The organism is Planktothrix serta PCC 8927 (genome assembly GCF_900010725.2).
GTDB lineage: Bacteria > Cyanobacteriota > Cyanobacteriia > Cyanobacteriales > Microcoleaceae > Planktothrix > Planktothrix serta.
In genome coordinates this window covers 107,790-134,001 of the sequence record NZ_LR734883.1, presented here as the reverse complement: position 1 = coordinate 134,001, position 26,212 = coordinate 107,790, and the positions used below count along the sequence as shown (strand labels likewise).

At 38.8% G+C, this 26,212-nt stretch carries 23 protein-coding genes, 1 other RNA gene and 1 pseudogene; 15 read left to right on the top strand and 10 right to left on the bottom strand.

Annotated elements, in window-relative coordinates; genetic code table 11:
• The first annotated feature begins 57 nt into the window (after window positions 1-57).
• From PL8927_RS24615 to PL8927_RS24585, 7 genes are all read left to right on the top strand, one after another.
• The gene (locus PL8927_RS24615) at window positions 58-327 is read left to right on the top strand and encodes a (2Fe-2S) ferredoxin domain-containing protein (RefSeq protein ID WP_083626102.1); all 270 of its coding nucleotides are present in this window, start codon (window positions 58-60) and stop codon (window positions 325-327) included.
• Complete coding sequence (locus PL8927_RS24610) at window positions 317-832, top strand: PAS domain-containing protein (protein WP_331281860.1); 516 nt, start codon at window positions 317-319, stop codon at window positions 830-832. Before PL8927_RS24615 ends, PL8927_RS24610 begins: the two co-directional genes overlap by 11 nt.
• 38 nt (window positions 833-870) lie before the next feature.
• Window positions 871-2,037 carry a SpoIIE family protein phosphatase gene (locus tag PL8927_RS24605; protein WP_083626555.1) on the top strand — a complete coding sequence of 389 codons (1,167 nt, stop codon included), beginning with the start codon at window positions 871-873 and terminating at the stop codon, window positions 2,035-2,037.
• A gap of 19 nt (window positions 2,038-2,056) precedes the next feature.
• Window positions 2,057-2,500 (top strand): hydrogenase maturation protease, encoded by a 444-nt coding sequence (locus PL8927_RS24600; protein WP_083626100.1) that lies wholly within the window; start codon window positions 2,057-2,059, stop codon window positions 2,498-2,500.
• A 143-nt stretch (window positions 2,501-2,643) separates the two neighbouring features.
• Window positions 2,644-2,985, top strand: coding sequence for a hydrogenase maturation nickel metallochaperone HypA (gene hypA / locus PL8927_RS24595; protein ID WP_083626098.1), 342 nt, complete (start codon window positions 2,644-2,646; stop codon window positions 2,983-2,985).
• A 1-nt stretch (window position 2,986) separates the two neighbouring features.
• Window positions 2,987-3,778 carry a hydrogenase nickel incorporation protein HypB gene (gene hypB / locus PL8927_RS24590; protein WP_083626096.1) on the top strand — a complete coding sequence of 264 codons (792 nt, stop codon included), beginning with the start codon at window positions 2,987-2,989 and terminating at the stop codon, window positions 3,776-3,778.
• Window positions 3,779-3,874: 96 nt separating this feature from the next.
• Window positions 3,875-4,192 carry a DMT family transporter gene (locus tag PL8927_RS24585; protein ID WP_083626094.1) on the top strand — a complete coding sequence of 106 codons (318 nt, stop codon included), beginning with the start codon at window positions 3,875-3,877 and terminating at the stop codon, window positions 4,190-4,192.
• Between the two features lie 16 nt (window positions 4,193-4,208).
• On the opposite strand, the gene PL8927_RS24580 is transcribed toward PL8927_RS24585, so the two are convergent.
• Window positions 4,209-5,465, bottom strand: a complete 1,257-nt coding sequence (locus PL8927_RS24580; protein ID WP_083626092.1) for a pentapeptide repeat-containing protein — start codon at window positions 5,463-5,465, stop codon at window positions 4,209-4,211.
• A gap of 196 nt (window positions 5,466-5,661) precedes the next feature.
• On the opposite strand from PL8927_RS24580, the gene hypF reads away from it, so the two are divergent.
• Window positions 5,662-8,085: a carbamoyltransferase HypF gene (gene hypF, locus PL8927_RS24575; protein ID WP_083626090.1), complete on the top strand. Its 2,424-nt coding sequence runs from the start codon at window positions 5,662-5,664 to the stop codon at window positions 8,083-8,085.
• Here the strand turns inward: hypF and PL8927_RS24570 are convergent.
• A complete protein-coding gene (locus PL8927_RS24570; RefSeq protein WP_083626089.1) occupies window positions 8,054-8,617 on the bottom strand; it encodes a hypothetical protein in 564 nt (187 codons plus the stop codon). The genes hypF and PL8927_RS24570 overlap by 32 nt on opposite strands.
• A gap of 829 nt (window positions 8,618-9,446) precedes the next feature.
• Between PL8927_RS24570 and PL8927_RS24565 the strand changes: the two genes are divergently transcribed.
• Window positions 9,447-10,568 (top strand): acyltransferase family protein, encoded by a 1,122-nt coding sequence (locus PL8927_RS24565; protein ID WP_083626087.1) that lies wholly within the window; start codon window positions 9,447-9,449, stop codon window positions 10,566-10,568.
• A 42-nt stretch (window positions 10,569-10,610) separates the two neighbouring features.
• Window positions 10,611-11,222: pseudogene (clpP, locus tag PL8927_RS24560) on the top strand (ATP-dependent Clp endopeptidase proteolytic subunit ClpP); the annotation flags it as partial.
• A 121-nt stretch (window positions 11,223-11,343) separates the two neighbouring features.
• Here clpP and PL8927_RS24555 read toward each other — a convergent pair.
• Both PL8927_RS24555 and PL8927_RS24550 read right to left on the bottom strand, forming a co-directional pair.
• Entirely contained in the window at window positions 11,344-12,564 is a 1,221-nt protein-coding gene (locus PL8927_RS24555; RefSeq protein ID WP_083626553.1) for an HhoA/HhoB/HtrA family serine endopeptidase, read from the bottom strand.
• A gap of 248 nt (window positions 12,565-12,812) precedes the next feature.
• Complete coding sequence (locus PL8927_RS24550) at window positions 12,813-13,247, bottom strand: Hsp20/alpha crystallin family protein (RefSeq protein ID WP_083626083.1); 435 nt, start codon at window positions 13,245-13,247, stop codon at window positions 12,813-12,815.
• 524 nt (window positions 13,248-13,771) lie between these two features.
• On the opposite strand from PL8927_RS24550, the gene PL8927_RS24545 reads away from it, so the two are divergent.
• The gene (locus PL8927_RS24545) at window positions 13,772-15,640 is read left to right on the top strand and encodes a chloride channel protein (protein ID WP_083626081.1); all 1,869 of its coding nucleotides are present in this window, start codon (window positions 13,772-13,774) and stop codon (window positions 15,638-15,640) included.
• 138 nt (window positions 15,641-15,778) lie between these two features.
• Here the strand turns inward: PL8927_RS24545 and serS are convergent, their stop codons facing one another.
• The gene (serS, locus tag PL8927_RS24540) at window positions 15,779-17,056 is read right to left on the bottom strand and encodes a serine--tRNA ligase (RefSeq protein WP_083626080.1); all 1,278 of its coding nucleotides are present in this window, start codon (window positions 17,054-17,056) and stop codon (window positions 15,779-15,781) included.
• A 234-nt stretch (window positions 17,057-17,290) separates the two neighbouring features.
• Here serS and PL8927_RS24535 point away from each other — a divergent pair, with 234 nt between their 5' ends.
• Entirely contained in the window at window positions 17,291-17,770 is a 480-nt protein-coding gene (locus PL8927_RS24535) for a thiol-disulfide oxidoreductase DCC family protein (protein WP_083626079.1), read from the top strand.
• A 223-nt stretch (window positions 17,771-17,993) separates the two neighbouring features.
• Window positions 17,994-18,170: a hypothetical protein gene (locus PL8927_RS24530; protein WP_156093323.1), complete on the top strand. Its 177-nt coding sequence runs from the start codon at window positions 17,994-17,996 to the stop codon at window positions 18,168-18,170.
• 56 nt (window positions 18,171-18,226) lie between these two features.
• Here the strand turns inward: PL8927_RS24530 and ssrA are convergent.
• Window positions 18,227-18,617, bottom strand: a transfer-messenger RNA (tmRNA) gene (gene ssrA, locus PL8927_RS24525).
• Here ssrA and PL8927_RS24520 point away from each other — a divergent pair.
• A complete protein-coding gene (locus PL8927_RS24520; RefSeq protein ID WP_197047547.1) occupies window positions 18,611-19,411 on the top strand; it encodes a Uma2 family endonuclease in 801 nt (266 codons plus the stop codon). The genes ssrA and PL8927_RS24520 overlap by 7 nt on opposite strands.
• Before the next feature lie 99 nt (window positions 19,412-19,510).
• On the opposite strand, the gene PL8927_RS24515 is transcribed toward PL8927_RS24520, so the two are convergent.
• The 4 genes from PL8927_RS24515 to purC all read right to left on the bottom strand — a co-directional run bounded on the left by PL8927_RS24515 (window position 19,511) and on the right by purC (window position 24,718).
• Window positions 19,511-20,005, bottom strand: a complete 495-nt coding sequence (locus PL8927_RS24515; protein ID WP_083626077.1) for a type II toxin-antitoxin system VapC family toxin — start codon at window positions 20,003-20,005, stop codon at window positions 19,511-19,513.
• Complete coding sequence (locus PL8927_RS24510; protein ID WP_083626076.1) at window positions 20,002-20,769, bottom strand: hypothetical protein; 768 nt, start codon at window positions 20,767-20,769, stop codon at window positions 20,002-20,004. Before PL8927_RS24510 ends, PL8927_RS24515 begins: the two co-directional genes overlap by 4 nt.
• Before the next feature lie 112 nt (window positions 20,770-20,881).
• Entirely contained in the window at window positions 20,882-23,734 is a 2,853-nt protein-coding gene (locus tag PL8927_RS24505) for a BamA/TamA family outer membrane protein (RefSeq protein WP_083626075.1), read from the bottom strand.
• A 243-nt stretch (window positions 23,735-23,977) separates the two neighbouring features.
• Window positions 23,978-24,718: a phosphoribosylaminoimidazolesuccinocarboxamide synthase gene (gene purC, locus PL8927_RS24500; protein WP_083626074.1), complete on the bottom strand. Its 741-nt coding sequence runs from the start codon at window positions 24,716-24,718 to the stop codon at window positions 23,978-23,980.
• 506 nt (window positions 24,719-25,224) lie between these two features.
• Here purC and PL8927_RS24495 point away from each other — a divergent pair.
• The gene (locus PL8927_RS24495) at window positions 25,225-26,211 is read left to right on the top strand and encodes a sensor histidine kinase (RefSeq protein ID WP_156093322.1); all 987 of its coding nucleotides are present in this window, start codon (window positions 25,225-25,227) and stop codon (window positions 26,209-26,211) included.
• Window position 26,212 lies beyond the last annotated feature (1 nt).

Sequence of the window (26,212 nt, the reverse complement as noted above, 5' to 3'; positions counted from 1 at the left end):
CGTTGACGGTTGACGGTTAACAGACAACATACCCCCTGCTATATTAGGAGGCAAAAAATGCCTAACGAAAACTTATATTTATGTATGGGTTCCGCTTGTCATCAGCTTGGAGTGTATGAAGTGTTACCGAAATTGCAAGCCTTGATGAGTGAATATAAGATTGATAACAAAGTCGAGCTAAAAGGCTCATTTTGCTTAGAAACTTGTAGTTCAGGAATTGTGATGAAATTTAGGGATTTGCATTTTATTAATATTAGTCCTCAAAATATTGAAGATAAATTTTTAAACGAAATCCTTCCGGCTATTCAAAACAATAATGAAGTTTAAAACCATGTTAGAAAAAACTCAAAATCATCTGTGGCAACTCTTATGGGAATATGATCCAAATGGTTTAATCGCAGTGGATTCTGACTTAATTATTAAACTCGTTAACCCCGCTTTTTGTCAACTGTTTAATGTAGAAAAAAATCAAATTATTGGTACACTAGCAACGGAAATTTTAGGTAATATTGAGCATTTTAAAAAAGTTTGGGAAACTGATGAAGTGATTCGAGGACGGGAAACCGAATATCCTCAATATCATTTATATATTCGAGAGTTTATTTTTCCGATCAAAGAAGAAAATGTTATTGCCTGTATTATGACGAATATTACTGCCGAGATGGAACGCAAAAAAGAAACCGATAGAATTAAAGCAGAAACCGTTAAAAAAGTTAATGAAGTTGTCGATAATCAAATGAAAGTTGCTCAAGAAATTGCTGGTTTATTAGGAGAAACAACCGCCGAAACTAAAATTAGTTTGCTTAAAATCATTGAAATGGTGAATCAATAAACTTGGTTTCTATTCCCTCTATTTTAAATAAAATTAATATGAATCAAGATAACTTTTTTGATATTTGTAATCTGAGCCTCAATAAAAAAGGCGAAGAACTTTGTGGTGATCAAGTTAAATTTACAAAAACCGAAACTAAAAGCACAATTGTTTTATCCGATGGGTTAGGAAGTGGGGTAAAAGCCAGTATTTTAGCCACCCTGACCACTGAAATTTTAATCACCATGTTAAATGCAGATGTTCCCCTAGAGGAAGTGATTAAAACCGTAATTGGAACCTTACCTATTTGTCAGGTGAGAAAAATCGCCTATGCTACCTTTACGATTATTTCTATTAATCATATCACGAATGAATTTAAAGTGATTAATTTTGATAATCCTCCTATTCTTTATTTTAAAAAAGGTCGTATTGTTAAATTAGAAATAAAAACCGATAAAATATTAAATAAAAAAATTCAATCTTCAGAAGGAATATTAGAACGAGGAGATTTTATTGGGGCTATTAGTGATGGTATCCTTTACGCTGGGTTAGGGGATACCATGAATTTTGGCTGGGGTTGGGATAATATTGCTAAATATATGGAGCGAATTTTTATTAGTCAAGCGACGAATTCACGGGCAATTATTGAGCAAGTGTTATCAGAAACTCGTTCCTTATATCGAGATAAAATTGGTGATGATGCAACTTTTGTGGGAGTTTATGTTAGGAAACCCAACCCGGTCATGATTTTTACTGGCCCCCCTTTAGATATTACTCAAGATGAATTATATGCAGAACGGTTATTAAGTTTTCCCGGTCGAAAAGTCATTTGTGGAGGAACAACCGGAAATTTAGTCGCAAATTATATGGGAGAAACTGTTGAAATGGATATTCCCACCATGCGAAAAGATTTACCTCCCATTGGTATATTAAAAGAAGTCGATTTAGTCACTGAAGGAATTTTAACGATTTCTAAAGCAACGGAAATCCTCAAAAAATGTAAGGGTGATATTTCTCGGTTGTCTTCTGATCGAAATGGGGCGGTTTTATTAGCACGAGAAATTATAGAAGGAGATTCGATTTATTTTTTAGTCGGTCAACAAATTAATGAGTTTTATCAAAATCCCTTATTACCTAAAAATATTTCAATTCGTCGTAATTTAATTGAAGATTTAGTACAGTTACTTCGCAGCCAACAGAAAGAAGTTATGGTAGAATATTGTTAATCGGGGAATAGGGGAAAATATGATATTAATTATCGGATATGGCAACCCCATTCGGGGGGATGATGGTATTGGTCAAGCGGTTATTGCTGAACTTGAACAGTGGAATTTAGCGAATGTGCGATCGCAATCTCTTCATCAACTCACCCCGGAAATTGCAGCAGAAATGGCTGAAGTTGATACTGTTATTTTTGTCGATGCTTGTTTAGAAGGAGAGACTGTTAACCTGACTTCCCTGGAAGCTTTACCCTCAGATTTATTTAATTGGGGTCATTCTTTAAACCCGCGATCGCTTTTATCCCTAACTCAATTTCTCTATCAAAAAGCCCCTCAAGCCTGGTTAATTGCCATCCCCGGAGAGAATTTTGAACTCAGTGAAACCCTTTCCGAAAAAGCTCAACAAGGCATTCAAGAAGCGTTAAAAATCATTAAAAATCTGATCAATAAAACCCCAAATCAATTATAATTAATCGTAGTGAGTCCTTCAGGACTCAAAAGAAACCCCTAAAAAGAAACCCCTAAAAAGAAACCCCTAAAAAGAAACCCCTAAAAAGAAACCCCTAAAAAGAAACCCCTAAAAAGAAACCCCTGAAGGGGTTACTACAAATTATGCACGAAGTTAGTATTATGGAACAAACCCTAGAAATAGCCTTAAATCATGCCAAACAACAAGGAGCAAATCAAATTCATCGAATTAAAATGAAGGTAGGGGAATTATCAGGAGTCATCCCAGAAGCGTTAGAATTTGCCTTTGATGTAGTCACAAAAGGAACAATAGCAGAAACCGCTATTTTTGAAATCGAATCTATTCCCGTTCGCTGTTATTGTCATGATTGTAACGTAGAATTTCAACCCGATGACTTTATTTATGAATGTCCCCATTGTCATCAATATAGCCTTGATATTCTTCAGGGTAAAGAATTAGAATTAACATCTTTAGAGGTTTCTTAATATGTGTACAAATTGCGGCTGTGCTGTCACCCCTGGAATGATTGAAATCCATAATCATGATCATGAACATCCCCACACCCATGAGCATAATCATGAACATCTTGATCATGAACATTCTCATCAAACCTTAACGGTTCATGAAGCTATTTTATCGAAAAATGAACGATTAGCCGAACGAAATCGAGGCTTTTTTTGGGGGAAAGGACTGTTTGTTTTAAACGTTTTATCCTCCCCTGGTTCAGGGAAAACCGCCTTTATTGAACGTACCTTAACTGATATTAATTCTCGTCTTCCTGGGGCGGTTATTGTCGGAGATTTAGCGACAGATAATGATGCTCAACGCTTAAGACGCTCAGGGGCGCAAGTGGTTCAAATTACCACCGGAACCGTTTGTCATTTAGAAGCCGATATGGTCGCTAAAGCCCTGCCTGAAATTAACTTAGATCAGGTAAAATTATTAATTATTGAAAATGTCGGTAATTTAGTTTGTCCCGCCGCCTACGATTTAGGGGAAAATAAACGAATTGCGTTACTGTCTGTCACCGAAGGAGAAGACAAACCGTTAAAATATCCAACCTTATTTAAAACGGCTGATGTTGTAATTATTAATAAAATGGATATTGCGGAGGCCGTCGGTTTTGACCGAGAATTAGCTTTAAATAATATCAAAAAAATGGTTCCCCAAGCTCAAATTTTTGAAGTGTCTGCTAAAACAGGTCAAGGGATGAATCAATGGTATCAATTTTTAGAGCAACAAGTTAAAGAAACCAGCCCCAAGTTAACGGTAAAATAAGAGAGTTATACTCTACTTATTGTTGGAAGTATTATCTGGGATAAATTAATTAGGTGGGCATAGCCCACCCTACAATTGTAGGATAATATCAAAAAAATGGGTTGGATTTATTTAATTTTAGCCGGATTATTTGAATTAGGATTTTCTAGTTTTCTGAAACTTTCAGAAGGACTCACAAAACCCTATGCAATTCTAGCCTTTATTGGCTTTGGGGCGTTAAGTGTTTGGTTTCTCAGTCAAGCAATGAAAACCATTCCTTTAGGAACAGCTTATGCAGTTTGGACAGGAATTGGAGCATTAGGAACAGTAATTATAGGAGTGATTATTTTTAAAGATCCCCTTAGTGTGGGACGATTATTTTTTATAAGTTTGTTAGTGATTTCTTTAATTGGCTTAAAAGCGACTTCCTCCTAATTTAACTCATTTTTTATTAATTTTCTTCTTCATCAACATAAATTCTTCCATTCGGCATTGTTGCCCCTTTTAACTGAGTATCTCGTAAATTTGCCCCTTTTAAATCTGCCCCTTTTAAGTTTGCACCCCGTAAATTCGCCCCTTGTAAATAGGCATTTTTGAGGTTTGCTTTACTTAAATTTGCTCCTCGTAAATCTGCTCCAGCTAAATTAGCTTCTTGAAGATTAGCTCGTTCTAAATACGCTCCTAATAAATTAGCACGTTCTAATTTTGCCCCTTTTAAATTCGCTTTTTTTAACTCTGCATCTTCTAAACTTGCTCCTTCTAATACCGCATCAATGAATTGAGCGTTATTCAAGTTGGCTTGATTAAGTTTAGCATAGCCTAACTTGGCTTTTTCTAAGTTTGCATTTTCTAAATTCACTTTCTCTAATTGCGCTACCCATAACACCGCTTCGTATAAGTTCGCATCTTTTAAATTAGCTTGATTTAAAATAGCATTTCCTAAATTAGCTTGAGTTAAATTAGCTTCCGTTAAAACCGCATTTTGTAAGTTAGCTTTGTTTAAATTAGCACCTTCTAAAATAGCACCATTGAGATTAGCATTTTTTAATTTAGCTTGTTTCAGGTTGGCTGACGTTAAATTAGCCGTCAAGAAATTAGCGGATTCTAAATTAGCAGATTCTAAATTAGCTTTGCGTAAATCAGCTTGTCTGAATGTGGCATAATTGAGGTTCGCATTTTTTAAATTAGCTTGCCATAAATTCGCCTGTTGAAAATCAGCATTATTCAGTTTTGCTCCTACTAAATTAGTATATCCTAAATTAGCACTCGCCAGTTGACTCTCGCGTAAATCTGCCCCGGCTAAGTTCGCCCCGCGTAAATCAGCTAGTTCTAAATTAGCATCATTCAAGTCGGCATTTTCTAAATTAGCTTTCCACAAATATGCTCCTCTTAAAGAAGCTTTTTTTAAGTTAGCTCGACTTAAATTACATTCAGGACATTTCTTTGTTTTTAACAAAGTTTCTTGGGGATTTTGGGGTTGTTTTTTTGCCGATGATGTTGTTAAATTAGAAGATTCTGTCTTCAAACGTTGACTGAGGCGACTATTTTCGACCCAAACCCAAATTGCTATTAATGTACTCAAAACCGCTACACTTGCCAAAATCATATTAACAACGGCTTTTCTCGGTTTAGGGGTTGAAGATTCTGATTTCAACCCAGGAAAGGCTTTTTTCGAGTCAAAGCGTTCTTTGGAGTTTGGTTCTAGCATTTTTTCTAATGATTCTACCCTTTCGGGTTTGATAGATGACAATTATGTTTTAACTTTCATACCATGATTTTCTACCGATGAGGAGGGGTTTGTCTACAAACTGAGATTAATTTTTCTATAATTTCACCCTAAATTAATAGAATTTGTGCGATCGCTTGCCAATATCGCTATAATAAAATTGTTCTAAGTCTGATCTATGATACAAGGTTCTTTTGATCTCAATTCTCAACAATATCGTCTACAACTGACCCTTCAAGGAATAGTCCAAGGCGTTGGCTTTCGTCCGTTTATTTATCGTCTCGCAACGGAGTTAAACTTAACCGGATGGGTTAATAATTCCGTTCAGGGTGTCTGTATTCAAGTTGAAGGTTTGCGGGAAAATTTAGAACAGTTTCAAGCTCGTATTTTACAGGAAAAACCTCCTCAATCTGAAATCCAAAGTTTAAACGCGGTTTGGTTGCCAATTGTCGGTTATTCTAAATTTGAAATTCACGTTTCTGAATCTACAACTCATACTCAAAAATCTGCTATTGTTTTACCGGATTTATCCACCTGTTCTGAGTGTTTACAAGATATTTTAGATCCTGAAAATCGCCGTTATCAATATCCCTTTACTAATTGCACGAATTGTGGCCCCCGTTATTCGATTATTCAAGCGTTACCTTATGATCGAAATCACACCACAATGGCAACATTTACAATGTGTTCTGATTGTCAGAAGGAATATGATAATCCTTTAAATCGTCGGTTTCATGCTCAACCGAATGCTTGTCCTGTTTGTGGGCCACACTTAGAATTATGGGATAAAAACGGGAATAAAATTGCTGGTTTTCAGGAAGCGTTAAAACAAGCAGCCGATATTATTCGTTCAGGTCAAATATTAGCATTAAAAGGGTTAGGAGGATTTCATTTAATTGTGGATGCTAGAAATGAAACCGCAGTCCAGAATTTACGCACTCGTAAACGCCGACCTGCTAAACCTTTTGCGGTGATGTATCCCAATTTAGAACAAATTAAACCAGATTGTTTTGTTTCTGAATTAGAAGCAAAATTATTATCTTCTCCGGCTTCTCCGATTGTTTTATTACGTCGAATTTCCTATCTATTAAAGTCTGTCGCACCCGGAAATCCCTATTTAGGTGTAATCTTACCCTACACACCCTTACATCATTTATTATTAGCTGAATTAAACTTCCCCATTGTGGCAACCAGTGGCAATTTTGCCAGTGAACCGATTTGTATTGACGAAGCAGAAGCGGTCACTCGGTTGAATCAAATCGCGGATTTCTTCTTAGTTCATAACCGCCCGATTGTTAGACCCATTGATGATTCTGTTGTCAGGGTAATTGCAGGTGAAGAAATGGTGCTGCGTCGCGCCAGAGGTTACGCACCGTTACCTGTTCCTATCCCAGATCCTATAGGCGCAGACAGATCCCCATTTTATCAAACTAACTTTAGTTTAGCACAAGATTCTGATTTGTCAATAGAAACTCCCCCAAAAGTTTTAGCTTTAGGCGGACATTTAAAGAATACAATTGCGATCGCATTTAATCAAAAAGCCTTCTTGAGTCAACATATTGGCGACTTAGAAAACCCCCAAGCCTTAGCCGCATTTCAAGAGGTCATTAATAGCCTTAGTAATATCTATGATTTTCAACCCAATGTAATAGTTTGTGATGCTCATCCTGATTATTATTCTACTCAATTTGCAGAGAAGTTATCTCAACAAAATCCCCCTATTTCGATGATTCAAGTTCAACATCATCTCGCTCATGTTTTTGCTGTTATTGCTGAACATAATTTACAATCTCCCCTATTAGGAATAGCCTGGGATGGAACAGGATATGGACTCGATAGAACTATTTGGGGGGGAGAGTTTTTTCAAATCACAAAAACCCAAATTCAACGCATTGCGTCTTTTCGTCCCTTTCCCCTTCCCGGTGGAGATAAAGCGGTTTATGAACCTCGAAGGATTGCGTTAGGATTGTTATATGAAATATTTGGAAATAGTCTATTTAATCAAGAGCTTAATTTGGAATTGATCAAATCCTTCAAACCCCAAGAGTTAAAGATTATTCAAACTATGCTTAACCGCAAATTAAATACACCCTTAACTTCTAGTGTTGGTAGACTTTTTGATGGGGTGGCTGCTTTATTAGGAATTTGTCAAACCGTGAGTTTTGAAGGACAAGCGGCAATGGCGTTAGAATTTGCCATTGAAGATTTAGAAACCGATGAATATTATCCGTTTGAATGGTGTGATCTTCCCCAACCTTTAGAAAAAGGCGAGAATATGAATTATTTTAATTGGGAATCTATAATTCAAGGGATATTGCAGGATAAAATTAACCAAAAACCGATTAATTTAATATCGGCTAAATTTCATAATACTTTAGTAGAAGCGGTTGTAGAAATAGCGAAAAAGTTAGGCGAAAAAACCATAACTTTAAGTGGAGGATGTTTTCAGAATCAATATTTAATTGAACACATTATTAAACGTCTTTGTCAAGAACAATTTCAGGTGTATTGGTCACAAAAAATTCCTCCAAATGATGGAGGATTAGCACTAGGACAAGTTGCCTTTTTAATTAATCGTCAACGATTTGTGCCCAATCAGTGAAGGAGGGAGGAAAAAAGTTAATTTCATAATTTGAATCTTCCCATTCTTGCACCCAGAGGGGTATTTTTCCCGGCTCAGGAGTTCGAGCAAATTGTCGTTCTTTGACTTCAATGATCCGAAAAATTTGCTTGAGGGTATCCCCTTTATCCAAAGCCTCACAAAGCAGATCATCCAATTCAGGATCAACTCGTTTGACTCTAGTTTTTTCTTCTTCAGCCCACAACAATTTCAAAGATTCTAAATTGCGGGGACTTAATTTACTTTTGAAATAGACACGTTTGAGGGTGGCAACCGGATCTAAACTGCGTTCAACACGACGAATTTGTTGTAAGCGAAGATAATGCCATTCCGCTAATCGCAACCGTTCTTCTGGACTAATTACCCCTTTACTCGTGGCGTGTTTCAAACCATATTTAGCTTGAGAACAGCCCAAATTTGCTAACAGGTGAATTAATTCTCGTTCTTTCGGTGTCGCCTGTCGCCGAACAATCGTATTCGTTGATGCCCGTTGCCTTTTGGTTTCCGTTTGCATTTGTCCACCGACCGTTACTAGAAATACAAATTCAATTCAACTCATGCAATCCTTGATGATTTCTAATCTGTAAGCCCCATTCTCCGTGACTCATGGGCTACAAACATCCTCAGACCCACGGATGCGGTTGTAGACAAACGGTATGGACTTGAGGGCATTTAAGCTTAATCTGGTTGGGCTGTCAAGTCGAACGGGAACACCGAAACAGCTAACGCCGCTTTTAAATTCCAGAAAACCTTAATCAACACGGCTAATGATCAATCTACAAGCAGCTTAACCCACAACTTCAAGCTATTCTTAAATTTGTCATAAATTTAAGTAACTGTCAGAAAAAGTGGGTGATTGCAAAAGACCTCTTGAAATCGTTAAAATCTGCCTGCCATAATCAACATAGACTCGCACACCTTGATTGATCATCTAACTTAGACGTGACTTGTCCGTAGTGTCCATGTTTGTCCAACTAACCCATCAGGGGTTCACAGGAAAGCCATCAGGAAGTTGATCGATCTGGGTATCTTGCCATCAGGTGCATCTTTATTTTCCTCAATAGACTCTTACTATGTCTAATCATAGCCTACCGGGTCAACATCCTTTTCATCCGAGTTTACAGTTTGTGACAATGTTTGTCTTAAGCTAATATCTAGGATAGAAGAATAATTGATCCGGATTTTCCCTAACTTGTCTTCCCCCCATCACAATTAACCGCAACTATTAATCTATTATAATAAAATCTGTTTGTTAATTCGTAATTCGTAATTCCTAATTCCTAATTCCTAATTCCTAATTCAGTGCAAAATGTAATAATATCTTGCACGGTTTAGGATAACTTATGCGCCTACAGGCTTTGGATGTGTTTCGGGGAATTGCGATCGCTAGTATGATATTAGTCAATAACCCCGGTAGTTGGGATTTTGTCTATCCCTGGTTAAATCATGCAGAATGGAATGGTTGTACCCCCACAGACTTAGTATTTCCCTTCTTTCTGTTTATTGTTGGGGTAGCGATGGCTTTTTCCCTCTTAAAGTATACAAAAGAGTATCGTTCTCCAGAAACGAACGTTCCTAAATCGATCTATTGGCGAATTGCGAAACGATGTGGGATTTTATTTTTATTAGGATTAATCCTGAATGGTTTCCCCACTTATAACCTCGCCGAAATTCGGATTATGGGGGTTTTACAACGAATTAGTGTCGCCTATTTTTTAGCCGCGATCGCTATTTTTAACCTATCCAAAAAAGGATTATGGATACTCAGCGCTGCAATTTTATTAGGATATTATATCGCCCTGCAATATATTCCGGTTCCCGGTGATGGTGCAGGAAACCTCACACCGGACGGAAATTTTGCCGCCTATATTGATCGCATCATATTAGGTCAGCAACATTTGTGGAAAGGGGGAGGAGGGGTTTATGATCCTGAAGGACTTTTTAGTACCTTTCCGGCGGTTGTTACCGTTCTAGCGGGTTATTTAACCGGAAATTGGATTAGAAAACAACCGATTAGAACTTATACCAGTATCAGTTTAATTGTATTTGCAATTAGTTGTTTTGTCGTGGGATATTTGTGGGCTGAAATTTTCCCCTTAAATAAATCCCTGTGGACAAGTTCTTTTGTCACCGTTACCGTCGGATGGTCATTGTTGCTGTTAGCATTTTGTTATGAAACCCTAGAAGTTCGAGGCTGGACAAAATGGGGGTTTCCGTTTAAAGTCATGGGGTTAAACGCCCTTTTTATCTTTGTCGCTTCTGGTTTTTTAGCAAGAATTCTCAATTTAATTAAGATGGGAAATTACCGGGAAGCCCCCAGCGCTAAAATGTGGCTGTATGAAACTCTATTTCAATCGATCTTTGGCCCGATGAATGGTTCTTTAGCTTTTGCGATCGCTACTTTACTATTTTGGTGGGTAATTTCCTATTTCATGTATCGTCAGGGATGGTTTGTGAAAGTTTGAAACCTGAAATCGCTACAATGACAACAGAATGACTATGAGCAGCAGAGTGTTATGATCCCAACCGTTATTGAACAATCAGGTCGTGGCGAAAGAGCCTTTGATATCTATTCTCGGCTATTACGCGATCGCATTATCTTCCTCGGACAACAGGTGACAGCCGATTTAGCTAACTTAATTGTGGCGCAGATGTTGTTCCTCGATGCTGAAGATCCAGAGAAAGATATTTATCTCTATATCAACTCGCCAGGAGGTTCGGTGTCGGCTGGTTTGGGTATTTTTGACACCATGAATCATATCCGCCCCGATGTGTCTACCATTTGTCTGGGGTTAGCAGCCAGTATGGGGGCGTTTCTGTTGAGTGCGGGGGCTAAGGGTAAACGTATGAGTCTCCCCCATTCTCGAATTATGATCCACCAACCGTTAGGAGGCGCCCAAGGACAGGCGACGGATATTGAAATTCAGGCCAGAGAAATTTTGTATCTGAAAAAACGTCTGAATGAACATTTAGCCGATCACACGGGTCAGCCCTTATCCCGCATTGAAGAAGACACAGAGCGGGATTTCTTTATGTCGGCGGAAGAAGCCATGCAATACGGCTTGATTGACCAAGTAATCAACCGTCGTCCCTCAGCATCTAATCCTGTTGTTAGTTAATTGATCTCAAAGCTCTCCCCTTCCCGATCTGGGGATGAGCTTTGAACAGGACGTTTTTTAGTAAACTGGTGAACTTCAATTAATAGATTTGGTGGGCTATGCCCACTCTACGGGTTTAAAATTAACGCAATGCTTCTTCATCCAGTTGACCCGGACGCACGGAAATTTGTTCGGTTTTTTGTCCGCGATGGAGAGTAACTTTTAGGGGTTGACCAATTTTACTTTTTTCAACTAAACGCTGTAATTGTTCAGCACTAATAATGGCTTGTCCATCAATTTCCGTAATCACATCCCCTCGACGTAACCCGGCATTTGCGGCTGGACTATTGGGAATAATTTGTACCACTAATACCCCATTAACTTCGGGAATAAACATGATCGAATTGGGATCATTATTTAGGTTTTTAGCAGCATCAGCCGTTAAACTAGCCATGCGAATACCAATATAGGGATGAGCAATTTTTTCCCCTCGAACTAACGCGGCTTGAATGCTTTTAGCCGCATCAATGGGAATAGCAAATCCAATGCCTTGACCATCAGCCCGAATAGCCGTATTAATGCCAATGACTTCCCCTCGATCATTTAATAACGGCCCTCCAGAATTCCCTGGATTAATAGCTGCATCGGTTTGAATAAAATCTAACCGTTTATCGGGAATTCCGACTTGAGAACTGGGTCGATTTAAGGTACTAACAATTCCCAAGGTAACGGTATTATCTAATCCTAACGGATTGCCTACAGCGATCGCCCAATCTCCCACTTGAACTTCACTGGAATTCCCCAAGGGAGCAACAGGTAAATTATTCCCATTAATTTTAATAACGGCTAAATCCGAGGGGTCATCACTACCTCGAACTTCCCCTTGAAATTGACGACCATCTTTGAGGATAACGGTAACTTTATCGGCTCCTTTAATTACATGAGAATTGGTTAAAATAATCCCACTACTATCAACAATAAACCCCGAACCTTGTCCCCGTTGTTGATATTCTTGGGGAGTTTGGGGCATTCCTTCCCCAAAGAAACGCCGGAAAAAAGGATCATCAAAAAAAGGATCAGGAATATTAGCAGAAATGGTACGTTCTGTATCAATTCTAACCACGGCTGGCCCGACTCGATTCACCGCAGCCGAAACAAAATTTCCGGTAGAATTTGGGTTAGGAACAGCGACAACACTCTGGGGTTGTATTGGGCTTAATATCGGGTCAGCTTGGGCGGAAGTTCCTAAGAAATTGGGGAAAAATTGTAAGCTAGTTACGGTTAACACCACGCTCAAAACCACAACAAAAAGATAACGACTAATCGTAAGAAAAGTAATATTTTGGGGCTGGGATTTTCCCATAGATTCATCCTCCAAGATCTCAATTAAAGGGTTAGACTCAGACTCTGATTCATTTTGATTCAACGTGATTATCCTCAATTTTAGCATGGCACTTTAGATCAAGAAAAGCGGAAATATTTCCATAAATCCGCTTTTCTCCTTTTTTATTATAGTCGAATTTTGGTTAAATTGCGACTAGGATTACAGAGTTTTTTGTTTATCCTTGATTCAGGATAACCGAGAACAATTGTTACTCCTTACATTCCCCCTTAACCTAACGTCACCTTAACGACTTTGTTTTTCTCTTCTTCTGCTTTCGGTAACGTTAAGCTGAGAATTCCATCTTGATAGTCAGCCTGAACTTGGGTGTTTTGAATCCGAGTGGGAAGGGGAATCACGCGATGGAATTTTCCATAATGGAATTCACTCCGAGTTACCCCTTTTTCTTCCGTTTGGGTTTGTGATTTTCGTTCCCCAGTAATCGCCACCGCATCCGCACTCACTTGGACATCTAAATCCTTGGCATCTATCCCCGGAATTTCTAATTTCAGGATAACCGCATCGGGAGTTTCATGGAGTTCCGCCGCCGGAAAGATGGACATCCCCAGTTTTTCGGTAGGAAGGGCTAAACTATCAAACAGACGATTCATTTCTCGTTGCAGAGAATCAATTTCTTGGAAGGGTTGCCAACGTACTAAAGGCATAATTGTTACCTCCATTGACGCTTTTATTTGATAGACTATTAATATAGGCTTTACTACAGCCTTGTGATTCTAAGATAGTAAATTCGGCACCAGGATAGATTCGGTTTTAACGAATCAAAAACGGGAAATAGCCGTACTCAAGATAAAATTAAGCAAGTGTTGGCAACCTTAAGCGGATATCGCCTCGGTCAACCGAACGGTATTGCAAATATTGTCAAGTCCAACTGAAAACTTATCGTTGGGACTGAAAGAGGTGGAGGAAGAGGAGTATTTGATTTTTCCCTCGCCTCAAACGGGTGATGAGTCATCAGGTGGGAAAAGCTAAGATTAGAAGCCCAAGACGGGTATCAGCATCAGGTCGGACACCGTAGCGAATGTCCTTTCTGTATGGTCTTAGGTATCAAATCGATGAAATTTGGAGTCCCTGTCCTTTATGGATGAGTACCCTCTTTGGGTTTTAATGCTCCCAAACGTTAGAACTTGTTTTAAATTTTATAAAGATTCTTATAATTGTGGGTTTATCAATGACGACAACTCTGCCCAATAATGAGGGCATTCTCCCGCAGCAAACTGAACTCGCCTCTGTCTCTGTTTCTGACCGCCTAACTAGCCTCTTAAATCGTTTACAACCCCCCCCGCAATTCTTAATTTTAATGTTTGCCCTATTAATTGGCGGGGGAACCGGATTAGTTATGGTTTTGTTCCACAAATTAGTGGAACTATTTCAACGATTAACCCTAGAAGATTTTATGGGGTTAATGATGCCATTAGGTTTATGGACAATTGCTTTAATTCCACCATTAGGGGGCCTAATTGTGGGGTTAATTCGCTGTCGTTATCAAGAATTTTTTGGCGAAGGCATTTCTTCGTTAATTAATACCCAAAGAATTTCAATTATTTCCCCCTTAAGACCCTTTATTAAACTGTTAGCTGCGGCGATTTCTTTAGGTTCAGGAGCTTCCTTGGGCCCCGAAGGGCCGAGTGTGGAAATCGGAGCGAATTTAGGGGCGATTTTAGGGCAAATTTTTCAAGTTTCAAAAGAACGTTATCGGTTATTATTAGGAGCCGGAGCCGCCGCCGGATTAGCTGCGGGATTTAATGCGCCCATTGCGGGGGTTTTCTTTGCCTTAGAAGTGATTTTAGGCACGAGTTTTGCAGCTTCGGGTGTAGGTTTAGTATTATTAGCATCGGTGGTTTCTTCTGTGGTTGCTCGGATTGTTTTGGGTGACCATCCGGCATTTTCTCCTCCCATTTATGAAGTCCGAAGCAATTGGGAATTATTACTTTATTTAGGATTAGGGTGTTTAGCCAGTTTTGTCTCCTTAGCTTATACCCAAGCGATTAAATTTGCTCAACGTTGTTTTCGAGGTGAAATTCCGACTTTCCTGTTTTTAACTAAAATTCCTCGAACCTTTCATCCGATGTTAGGGGGATTATTTGTCGGGATTATTGCGATTCAATTTCCCCATATTCTAGGGCCTGGTTATGGAACGATTCAAGCCTTATTAGAGGAAGGGCGATTTTCTTTAGATTTATTAATGATTATATTAATTCTGAAAATTATTGCCACTTCTGTAAGTTTAGGAAGTGGATTAGTCGGGGGAATTTTTGCTCCGGCGATGTTTATTGGGGCGACATTAGGCGCCACCTATGGGCAAGCTGTAGGGGGATTGGTACACCCGTTTTTACCCGATATTGCCCCTCCTGCGGCTTATGCAATGGTAGGAATGGCGGCGGTATTAGCGGCAAGTGTGCGAGCGCCGTTAACGGCGATTTTATTATTATTTGAAATGACGCAAAATTATTTAATTATTTTACCGTTAATGGTGGCGGTGGGAGTGAGTGTTTTAATTGTAGATGTGGTACAATCTAATCAATCGGATTCAGGATTAAATTTACAACAAATGGGGGTTTATTTAGAACGACCGAATGAGTTAGAAATCTTACAAACCATTCGGATTTCTGAAGTTATGGGTCAATCTTATTTAACCCTTCCCTGTTCCATGCCAATTTTAGAGGCAGGTTCGGTAATGGTACATCTCAATTGTCATACGGCTTTAATTTTAGATGAAAGTTCTCAATTAGCGGGATTAGTAACAGTTACAGATATTCGTCGGTCAATTTTTCAAGCTACAAATCAAGAGGAATCTTTGGCGTTAGGACAGCAAAATTTAAAGGATGTTTGTACAACCGAAATCCTTTGCGCCTATGAAGATGAACCTGTTAAAGCGGCTTTAGAGCGGATGGCGGCGCGAGATTTACCGCAGTTACCTGTTGTTACTCGTGCACAGCCGCGTCAAGTTGTGGGCATTATTGAAAAAGAACAAATTGCATTAGCTTGTAATATTGCTGTTACTAAAGATGCGTTACAACCCTATTTACCCAACTTGTAGTAACCCCTGAAGGGGTTAGAAAAACGGGTAGTAACCCCTTCAGGGGTTAAAGATAGAGAGTCCTGAAGGACTCACTACGAATTAGTAGTAACCCCTTCAGGGGTTAAAGATAGAGAGTCCTGAAGGACTCACTACGAATTAGAGGATTTCTCGTCTTAAATAGGGTTGTAAAACGTCAGGAATACGGATGGTTTCATCGGGTTGTTGATAATTTTCTAAAATCGCGGCCATCGTTCGACCCACGGCTAACCCAGAACCATTTAACGCATGAATATATTGTGTCCCTTTTTTACCCGCTTCTTTAAAGCGAATATTGGCTCGTCGAGCTTGAAAATCCTTAACATTGGAACAGCTAGAAATCTCTCGATAGGTTCCGGCTGAGGGCAACCACACCTCAATATCATAACATTTGGCAGCCGAAAATCCTAAATCTCCTGTACATAATTCTATCACCCGATAGGGTAATTTTAACGCTTGTAAAACTCCTTCGGCATCCTGTACTAATTTCTCATGTTCGGCTTCTGAAGTATCAGGATGAACCAGTTTCACCATTTCCACTTTATTAAATTGGTGTAACCGAATTAACCCTCTAGTATCTTTCCCATAACTTCCCGCTTCTCGACGAAAACAGGGGGTATAGGAACAATGATGAATGGGTAATTGTTCCGCGTCTAAAATATCATCTCGATACAAATTCATCACCGATACTTCAGAGGTCGGAATTAACCATAAATCATCAGAGTCACATTTAAAACTTTCTTCGGCAAATTTCGGTAGTTGACCTGTTGCTGTTAAGGAGGTACTATTAACTAATAACGGAGGCATTACTTCAATATAACCGTTTTTTGTATGACGGTCTAACATAAATTGAATTAACGCTCGTTCTAAAGCAGCACCTGCACCTTTTAACGCCACAAATCGCGCTTGAGCGACTTTAACCGCCTGTTTAAATTCTAATAAGTTAAGTTTTTCTCCAATATCCGCATGATGCAAAATATTGGGATTTTGGGGAATATATTCATCTCCCCAGCGTCTAATTTCTACATTCTCCCGTTCATCTTTTCCCACAGGAGTTGATTCACTAGGTAAATTCGGAATGGGTAATAATAATTGAGTGATTTGAACATCAATTTCTTTCTCTTTCGGCTCCAATTCACTCAACTGGATTTTGAGTTGTTGACCTTCTGCTCTTAAGACTTTAATTTCTTCCCCTTTAGGGTCACATCCCGATTTAATTTTCTCCCCAACTAATTTACCAATATCATTACTCCGGGTTTGTAATACAATGCGTTCCTGTTCCAGTTGGCGGCGTTGTTCATCTAAGGTTAAAATCGGTTGCAAATCATACTCGCCTCGTAAATTTAGGCGTTCTTGGACTACGGCTGGATTTTCCCGAATTAATTTAATATCTAACACGGCGTTCCCTTCAATATTGCTTGATTTTGGATTATGGGTTTATCTTTATAGTCTACTCCATTCAGGTAACATCAAATAGAAGGGAACCCAAAAGTTAGAGATTCATCAATTATCTCCCCCTGAATTGGGTCAAACCTCGTTCACCTTTACCCTTCCCCAAGCTGGGTCAAAATAGATGTAATTTTTGATAAATTTATCTACAATATTATTACCTCTTGATTGTAATTCTAGTTTATGAATCCTACCTTAGAAAGCTCGAACCCATCTTTAATCACATCAACTCCCTGGAAAATTAAACTGCTTTATGATGGTCAGTGCCCGTTATGTTTACGAGAGGTGAATTTTTTACAAAAACGAGACGCGGGACGAGGATTAATTGCCTTTGTTAATATTAGTGATATTAATTATCGTCCTGAAGATCATAGCGGGATTTCCTTTGAAGCTGCAATGGGACGAATTCATGCGTTACTTCCCGATGGCACAATCATCCAAAATTTAGAGGTATTTTATCAAATTTATCAAGTTCTGGGACTCGGTTGGATTTATGCACCCACTCGCTGGCCATTAATTGGCCCCATGATGAATGCACTCTATAAAATTTGGGCCAATTGGCGACTCACGCTAACGGGACGGCCTAATTTAGCTACATTAGTCCAACAACGTCACAAATCTTTAACGTCTGAAACTCCCTCAGAATGCCGTTGTCAGCGTTAATCTGGGTGAAACTTTCCTCTAAAAAAAGGGGTTTTTACAATAGGGGGTGACACCCCTCATTTTCTGTGTTATACTTCAATTATTAAGTAGATGCACCCTGAATTTATCTCCCGCAGTGAGAACTGAGAGGGAGATTTTTGTTTAGAGTTAGCTTTCAACTTCTATGCTGTTTTTCAATACTAAGGGACTATTCAGCAGACCTATCCTCAAATATGGTTTTTTGGTGCTGACTGCTTTTATTCTCTGTGTAACTTTGGCACAGTTACCGTCTTGGGGTGATACTAATATTCCCCTTTCAGGAAAGGAAGTCTTGGTGCGTCAATTCCTTTCCCATGCGTCCGAACTGGCTATCCGTTATCAGCAAAATCAAACGATTTCTTCCGTTTCTATACCAGACTAACAACCCAATAAAAAACCACCTCGGAATTTACCAAGGTGGTTTTTTAGGGTGTAGGGGAATGGAGCATATGGGAATCGAACCCATGTCCAGAACAAGTATTTACTCCTCGCTCATTCACAGACTTAGCCTTTCTGATCCTCAAGGCGGGAACCCCTCATTATCCCGAAGGGTGGGATGCAATGGTTAAATCTTAACTAACTTTTCAACCAAAGAAACTAAGTTAGAGCATCCGTTGGGGGTTTGTCTATTGTCCTTAACGGAGTCAAACGATAGACGCTCGAACCTACAAGAGGTGTTTAGGCAGCAACAGCGGCTGATTTACGAGCAAAAGGAACGATGTTGTTCGCAGTTACATTTTGTTTTGAGCCTGGATTTACGAGAGGTGACTCACTCTCGGCCTGCATCACTTGGTAGCTTTCCTTACCCTGTCGAAACCAGTAATGCCCCGTACATACAACTATATTAGACTATATTTCTGCGATCGTCAAGTTCTGGTGATGCTGTTTTACAGGAAAGGAGGCGATAAAATTATTCAAGATGAGATTATTAAACTTATTCAAGATGAGATTATTAAACAGACAGAGGTTAAATGGATGATTGTTCAAACTGAACCTGTTAACCCAATTCAGCAAATATTTCAACTGTTACATTTACCTCAAGTGGATTCGGAACAAATTTTAATTATTAATAATACAACTTGGAAAAGTTATGAATTCCTGTTAGACAATCTCGGAGAAAATTTTAATTTCAGAATTAGTTATTTAGAAGGAGTTTTACAACTGATGTCGCCGAGTCGTCGGCATGAGGAAAACAAAAAATTAATTGCGATGTTAGTGGAAACCTATTTATTAGAATTGGGAATCCATTTTTATCCCCTGGGATCAACAACCTTGAAATCAGAAATGATCGCCAGAGGAAAAGAACCGGATGAATGTTATTGTTTAGAAACTAAACAATTAATTCCTGATATTGCTATTGAGGTAATTTTAACCAGTGGTGGTATTAATTCACTAGAGGTTTATCAAGGTTTGGGTGTTCCTGAAGTTTGGTTATGGGAAAACCATCAATTTGCTATTTATTGCTTAGAAAATGAAAAATATATTAAAATAGAACGCAGTTTATTATTACCTGATTTAGATTTTAATGTCTTAGCCAATTATATTCAGTCTGAGGAACCGTTTGAAGCGGTTATGGAGTTTCGGGAGAGACTTAGTAAGGGAAATCATCAACCCGATATATAGAACTATGTTTTAATTGTTGTTAGGAGTATGATTTTCACCCATATAATTCTGGTAGCAGTTTTACAAGCTCCAGCAATTATTAACCAAGATATGAAAGCATTAATTTTCAAAAGTGTCGGTGTCAAATAAATCAAGTTGAATCTCAAAAAAAGGTCTTTTAATAACTAATGAAGGATTACCAATTTTACCAGATAAATTAATTAAATAATCATCAAATGTATCTAATACATTAACTTTCGCAAGAATCGCTGTAGCTACATGAGTTGCATCTTTAGGTTTTAATGCCTCATATTCCCACATTAATTCCCTGGCTAACTCTCCCACTGTTCGATTTACATCATAGATATATATCCACTTATGCTTAAAAAAATTACGAATTTTTTCCTCAACTTCTTTTGGAAGTTTAGGGTTTCTTTTCTCTAATCTTACTACCTCAATAAACGTTAAAGCAGAAGTAACAATCATCACTTGCTCATTCTGAGCCGCTTTTAGAACAGAGACACATTCCTGAATTTTATCTTCCTCATTTTTGAGAACAGCTAAAAAAGTGCAAGCATCCCAGTAGTGAATTTCTTTAAATAAACGCTGAGTCAATCTTTCCCTCCTAAAATCCCTATAATTTCCTGAATAGTCGGTAACTCATCTTCCGGTGGAAAAATTTCTATTTCCTCTACTTCGATGCTGAGTTTTTCTCCATCCTCTCTTGATTTGACTAAACCCGATACAGATACTCGTTTTTCTAAAGCATCTTTGATCTCATCAATAGAATTAGAAGAAAAATAACACCGAACACTTTTATTCGTTAATAGATCGTAAATTCTAAACACAGGTTTACGACTTAAATCAATCGCTTTAAGAACTCCTTCTACAGAACTAAAACTCGTATATTTACCTCCAATAATTTCATCGACATTCGCTACTAAATGTTGATTGAGATTAATTCGAGTAGAATTAACCCCTAACTGAATCATAAAAATGTCTTGTTCAACTAATTTTGCTAATGCTTTAGCACTTTCTAAAGCTCGATCTGAAAAGTAAGCGGGACGTTCAGGACGCTCGGCTATCGTCGCCATACCTGTTTCAACAATCTTGAGAACTTTGCCAATTGCTCTTAACTCCACATCTGCTTTTGGTATTCCCTCAAGGGTCAGATGAACACTACCACCCCTAACGTGAGAAACAACCCAATTGATAGAAGGACGCTGATTTTCAGCAATAGTCCGATCCACTTCGTCAAGAAGTTTCGCTAGTTGTTCTTGAGCCTTTAAAAATTTATCAAACGATAACTGAGGGCCTTCAATGTCTAAAGTTAGGCTCTTAGATATTTCATTCGATGAGATAGCCTGTCTTTTGATCATGGCTCGAAGACGGGTTTTAATTACACAAGTTTAGACCGATGGGTTCCGCGAACTAGGAAAGCCGTCACAGTTCTTTATGCTTTTACCCTAACATCTCGCACCCAATACTTGCTTAGAATCGCTCTCCAAGACCAAAGTGAATTCGACTATCGCCGTCATTATTAATCCCATAGTCAATGCGGATTGGCCCCAAGGGAGTTTGTAAGCGCACACCCACACCATAACCGAAACCACTTCCGGGTTTATCCCGTACACCCCCTGGAGAGCCGGGAACTGTCCCCTGAGAATTCAAGTCCGTCGCCGCATCGACAAATAGCGCTCCGCCAATAAAATTCGAGAAAATCGGGAAACGATACTCAATTGATCCTTGGATAAAACTTCGAGTTGATGCGATCGCACCTTCTTCCCAACCCCGTACCGAAGTTGTTCCTCCTAATGGAAAAGCTTCGTAGGGGGGTAAATTTCCAAGTACAGTTCCCCCTTGGAAATTAAAGGCAAAAGATTGAGGGCCTTCGGGAATAAAACCAGAGAAGAATTTCACAGGAATATAAAAAGTATATCCAGCCCGCAAACGATTCATTAAAATACTTCCTGAACCCACAGGAATCGATTGTTCGCTTCCAAAACGGACTAAATAACCAGAAGTAGGCTGTTGTTTATTATTACGACGATCTCGAACAAATCCAAATTGAACAGTTAATAAATCATCGCTTCCACTGCCGCTATAACTTAATTGATTACCATATTCATCCTTGCGGGTAATGTTACCATCGGAATCGGTAATATCAACTCGTTGATATTGAATTCCTAATGATGCGACCCAATTGGGATCGGCAAAAACATTGTCCGCAAAAGGACGGGTAAAACTAATCCCGCCGCCAGTTCTAACGACACGAGGGCGATCATCATTTTCTAAGCGGACATCTCGCGGCCCATTGTCAAATACAACAGAAACTGTCCGACGTCTAAAAGCATTAACGGTGTAAGAGGTACGATAGGGATCACCCGCAATCCAAGGATCTGTAAAGCTTAAATCTACTTGGAAAACGCGATTACCCGCTTCAAACTCAGCACCTAAACGTTGGTTATTTCCTCCTAAGTTAATTTCTTGATAACTCAAGGTACCAAATAATCCGGCGGCGGAACTAATTCCTCCCCCAAATGCTAAAGATCCGGTGGTTTTTTCAATCACATTAACAATCACTGTCGCTTCACGCGGATCATCTTTTCCGGGTTCTAATTGCAATCGCACATCTTCAAAAATTCCCAACCCAAAAACCCTTGCTAAATCTCGTTGTGCGGTTTGTTGGTTAAATACATCCCCAGGTTTTAACTCGATTTCACGGGTAATAATAAAGTCTCTGGTTCTTCCGTCAATGGGTTTTCCTTCTTCATCGATTGCTTCTCCATCACTATTGAGGAAACGGACTTCAATATTTTCAATAATTCCTTCCGCGACTTGTAGGGTAACAACGCCTTCTCTTGTGACTTCTGGTGCAGCAACAACTTGTGCTAAAACATAACCATTATCCTGATACCATTGATTGATTTTTTTTACCCCGGTTTCTATTTGATTCAGGTTAATAGTTTGATTATATTGATCGGCGAAACTTTCGTTAATAATTTCTTCGGGTAAAACCGTATCGCCTTCAATTACAACTTGTTTTAAGGGGGGGTTTTCTTCGACTTCAAAGGTGACTCGCACCCCCAGAGGCGTATCTTCAGGAACTGCTCTGACATTTCGGAATAAACCTGTTGCAAAAATTGCGTTAATATCTTTTTGCAATTGAGAACGGGTTGTTGTTCGTCCAGGTTGAGTGGAAATAACACTATATACTTTGTCAATTAATGTTGCATCTTCGATTCCACTTACCGCAATTTCGGCGACTAATACTTCAGCTTCAGACTGTGCGGGTGTGGTGGGAATAGGAATAGAAGTCGGAGGAATTTCGGGTTGTGTTGGTGGTGGAACTTCAGGATCAACGGGTACAGTTTCGGGTGTTGCTTGAGCAATATCTAAAGAAACTGAAGGAGAAAATTGTGCTAATTTTTCTGAAGTAAATTTATTTAAACTGGGTTCAAATAAGTTAGATTCCGTTTCCGTAGGATTTAAAGCGATCGCCACTTCTGGAATTAACCCAAAGCTAAAATTCCCAATTTTTTCTGTTGCTAATTTATTTAATATAATCTCAGAATTCGAGGAATAATTAGCATCTACACTAGCGATTTGTTCGGGAATTGCTAGGGGAAATTGCGCTGTTTTTCCTAAATCTTTATTTAAACTGGGTTCAAATAAGTTAGATTCCGTTTCCGTAGGATTTAAAGCGATCGCCACTTCTGGGACTACCCCAAACGTAAAATTCCCAATTTTTTCTGTTGCTAATTTATTTAATAAAATCTCGGAATTTGAGGACGCATTAATTTCTGTATTCGTTACATCAGGGGAAACCTCTATCGGAAATTGAGCTAATTTTTCTAAATCTTCTGTCGCTTTTCCTTTATTAAGAATAAGTATTTTCCCTTGAACATCAGCAATAGGACGTTCTACTAAAACATCTAATTCTGCGGAATTCAAGGGAAATTTTAAAGACTCGTTAGTGAGAGGTTGAGATGGATTAAACGCTGTTGAATTTTGGGGAGATAAAGTATTAACCCAAGGAGACGAAATATTTTTTCCAATCGATTCGCCCAGAGAAAAAGCTAGATCTGAATTAACCGATTTCGTTTTATTTAAAACTATTTCTTCAAAGGAATGAAGGGGTGTAGAGGGAGGAATTTGATTAACAGCTAAAGATTGTTCATGGGTTTCCGATGGATTTAAAGTCGGATCTACCTGATCAAAAGTTTCTTGGGAATTTGATAAACCTTCTGAGTCTGGGTAGGCGGTTTGACCACTTGCAGAGTTTGATAATCCAAACGTAGCTGAAGCAGCAAAAACCGCAACTAAGACAGGAGATAAACGCATGATACTCACTCTTTTAGACAGTCCCACACCTAAAATTTGTCAGTCCTCAGCTAAACGTTAGGGTGATGATTACACTCAACGCTGGCGCTGCGACATCTGACATCTTAACAAGCTTTGACACTTCTACAGCTAAAAGCTTTTAAAATCATAGGTTATGATCCCCCTAACCCCCTGAGAAAGCGGGAAACCAGAATTTTCAGTCTCCTGAGTAAGGGGAATTCAGAGGGATCAAGATTGATGGATTTATTCAGAGGGGTTGGATGTATGTTCTAAAACCCGTTTAAGCACTTGTTGATACGCGGATTCAACATTACCTAAATCTCGACGGAAACGGTCTTTATCCAATACTCGACGGTCGGGGTCTGTTTCTGATTGATCCCACAAACGACAGGTATCAGGACTAATTTCATCCGCCAGTACCAATTGGCCATCAGAGGTAATACCGAATTCTAATTTAAAATCAACTAAAGTAATCCCACAATCATTAAAAAATTCTGAGAGAATTTGATTAATTTGTAAGGATAATTGGGTAATTTGTTCCAATTGTTCCGGTGTGGCTAACTTCATTAATAACAGTCGTTCACGAGTTAATAAGGGATCACCTAATTCATCATTTTTATAGCAAAATTCTACTATCGGGGGTTCGATAATTGTACCTACTGGAATCCCCGTTTGTTTGCAAAGACTTCCGGCGGCAATATTGCGAATAATGACTTCTATTGGAACAATTGTTACCCGTTTCACCCGCATTTCATTAGCCGTAGGACAATCAATATAATGGGTAGGAATCCCTTTCGCTTCTAACCGTTGAAATAGATGGCTAGAGATGGCGTTGTTGATTTCGCCTTTACCTTGAATTGTACCGCGTTTTTGGGCATTAAAAGCCGTTGCGTCATCCTTGAAATAGGCGAGTAATATTTCAGGATCATCTGTAGGATAGATGATTTTAGCTTTACCTTCGTAGAGTTTTTCGGGAGTAGACATAGAAATAGACTATTGAAAGGTTAAAAAATTAATTGTAAATCAGATATAGCAATCTTAATTGAGTAGGGGCGAGGCGNAAACTGTTTAATTGTTAACAATAGAGCCACAAACTAGCGTCGCATTCGTGGGTATTATGATCCAGAAAACGTAGCTGTTAGGCTTAGGCGGGTACGAACTAACTAAAGTTAGAGGCATGAAGCCCCGTCACAGAGAGTGCGGGGTGCTGACGGTAGCCGAGGTAGTGTTTGAGCAACTGTGCAGAGAATGGAATCAATAGACAACACGCCCTATTGCTGGAATGGGGGGTTGTTAAATCAATTTTGCAGGATAGCATAGAAAAGTAAGTTTAAGGGTCGCTGAGATTAAACCTTTAGAGCGGCTGACGGGTGTAATATCTTATGGGGCAAAAGCTCAGACCATTAATTAGACTAAGGCAAGGAGTACAAATTGCTGTAGTATGTTTGGCAGCATTGGTACTTATAGCTTATCTTGCTCACCATTTTTCGATGTTTACTTGGCTCATGCCTATTATTGCGGTGTTTGTGGCTTTGTTAGTCGCCTTAATTGGGTTCATTTTTTATCAAAATCTTCAACAATTAAGGCAGGAAAAAGCTAATTTACAAGCATTACTACAAACCACAAAAGAAAAGTTTCAGCTAGAAAAAGCCGATCTCGAACAAAAACTTAAAATCACGCAGGAGAAAGCTCGTGCTGTTGAAGCTAAAAATAAAGTTTTGCAGGAGATGAATCATCGAAAGGATGAGTTTCTTAGGCAAACTTCCCATGAGTTAAGAACGCCAATGAATGGGATTATTGGTTCGCTACAACTGTTATTAGATGATTTATGTGATGATCGAGACGAAGAACTAGAACTTTTACAACAAGCTCACCATTCCTCTCTGCATTTATTAACGTTAATCAATCAAGTTTTAGACTTAGCTCGAATAGAAGAAGGTCGAGTTTTAGTTGATATTAAAACAATTGATTTACACGCCAGTTTAACCGCCGCTATCTATCTGCAATTTTCTAATATCCGTCAAAAGGGATTACGACTTTATAAACAAGATTATTCCCACCGAATTGAAGTTAAAGCAGATCCAACAAAACTCAAACAAGTTTTTATTAATATTATTGGGAATGCGATTAAATTTACAGACCGAGGGAGTATTTCAATTAGCTCTGAAATTCGCTCCGTTGCTAATTCTGAAACTCAAGAAAGTGAAGACATGGCTGTGATTACCATTAAAGATACTGGAATCGGAATTTCACCTCAAATCCAAGAAAAACTGTTTCAACCGTTTGTTGTTGAAGATGAATCCAGACTCCAAACATTAGGAAGTACCGGATTAGGATTAGTGATTTCCAGAAATTTAGTGGAACTAATGGGAGGTAAAATTCAATTAGTCAGTCCTGGGAAAAATCAAGGAACCCTGGTTGAAATCTTTTTACCCTTAAGTGATGGAGAAACCCATAATTCAGATTTAACCGGATAAA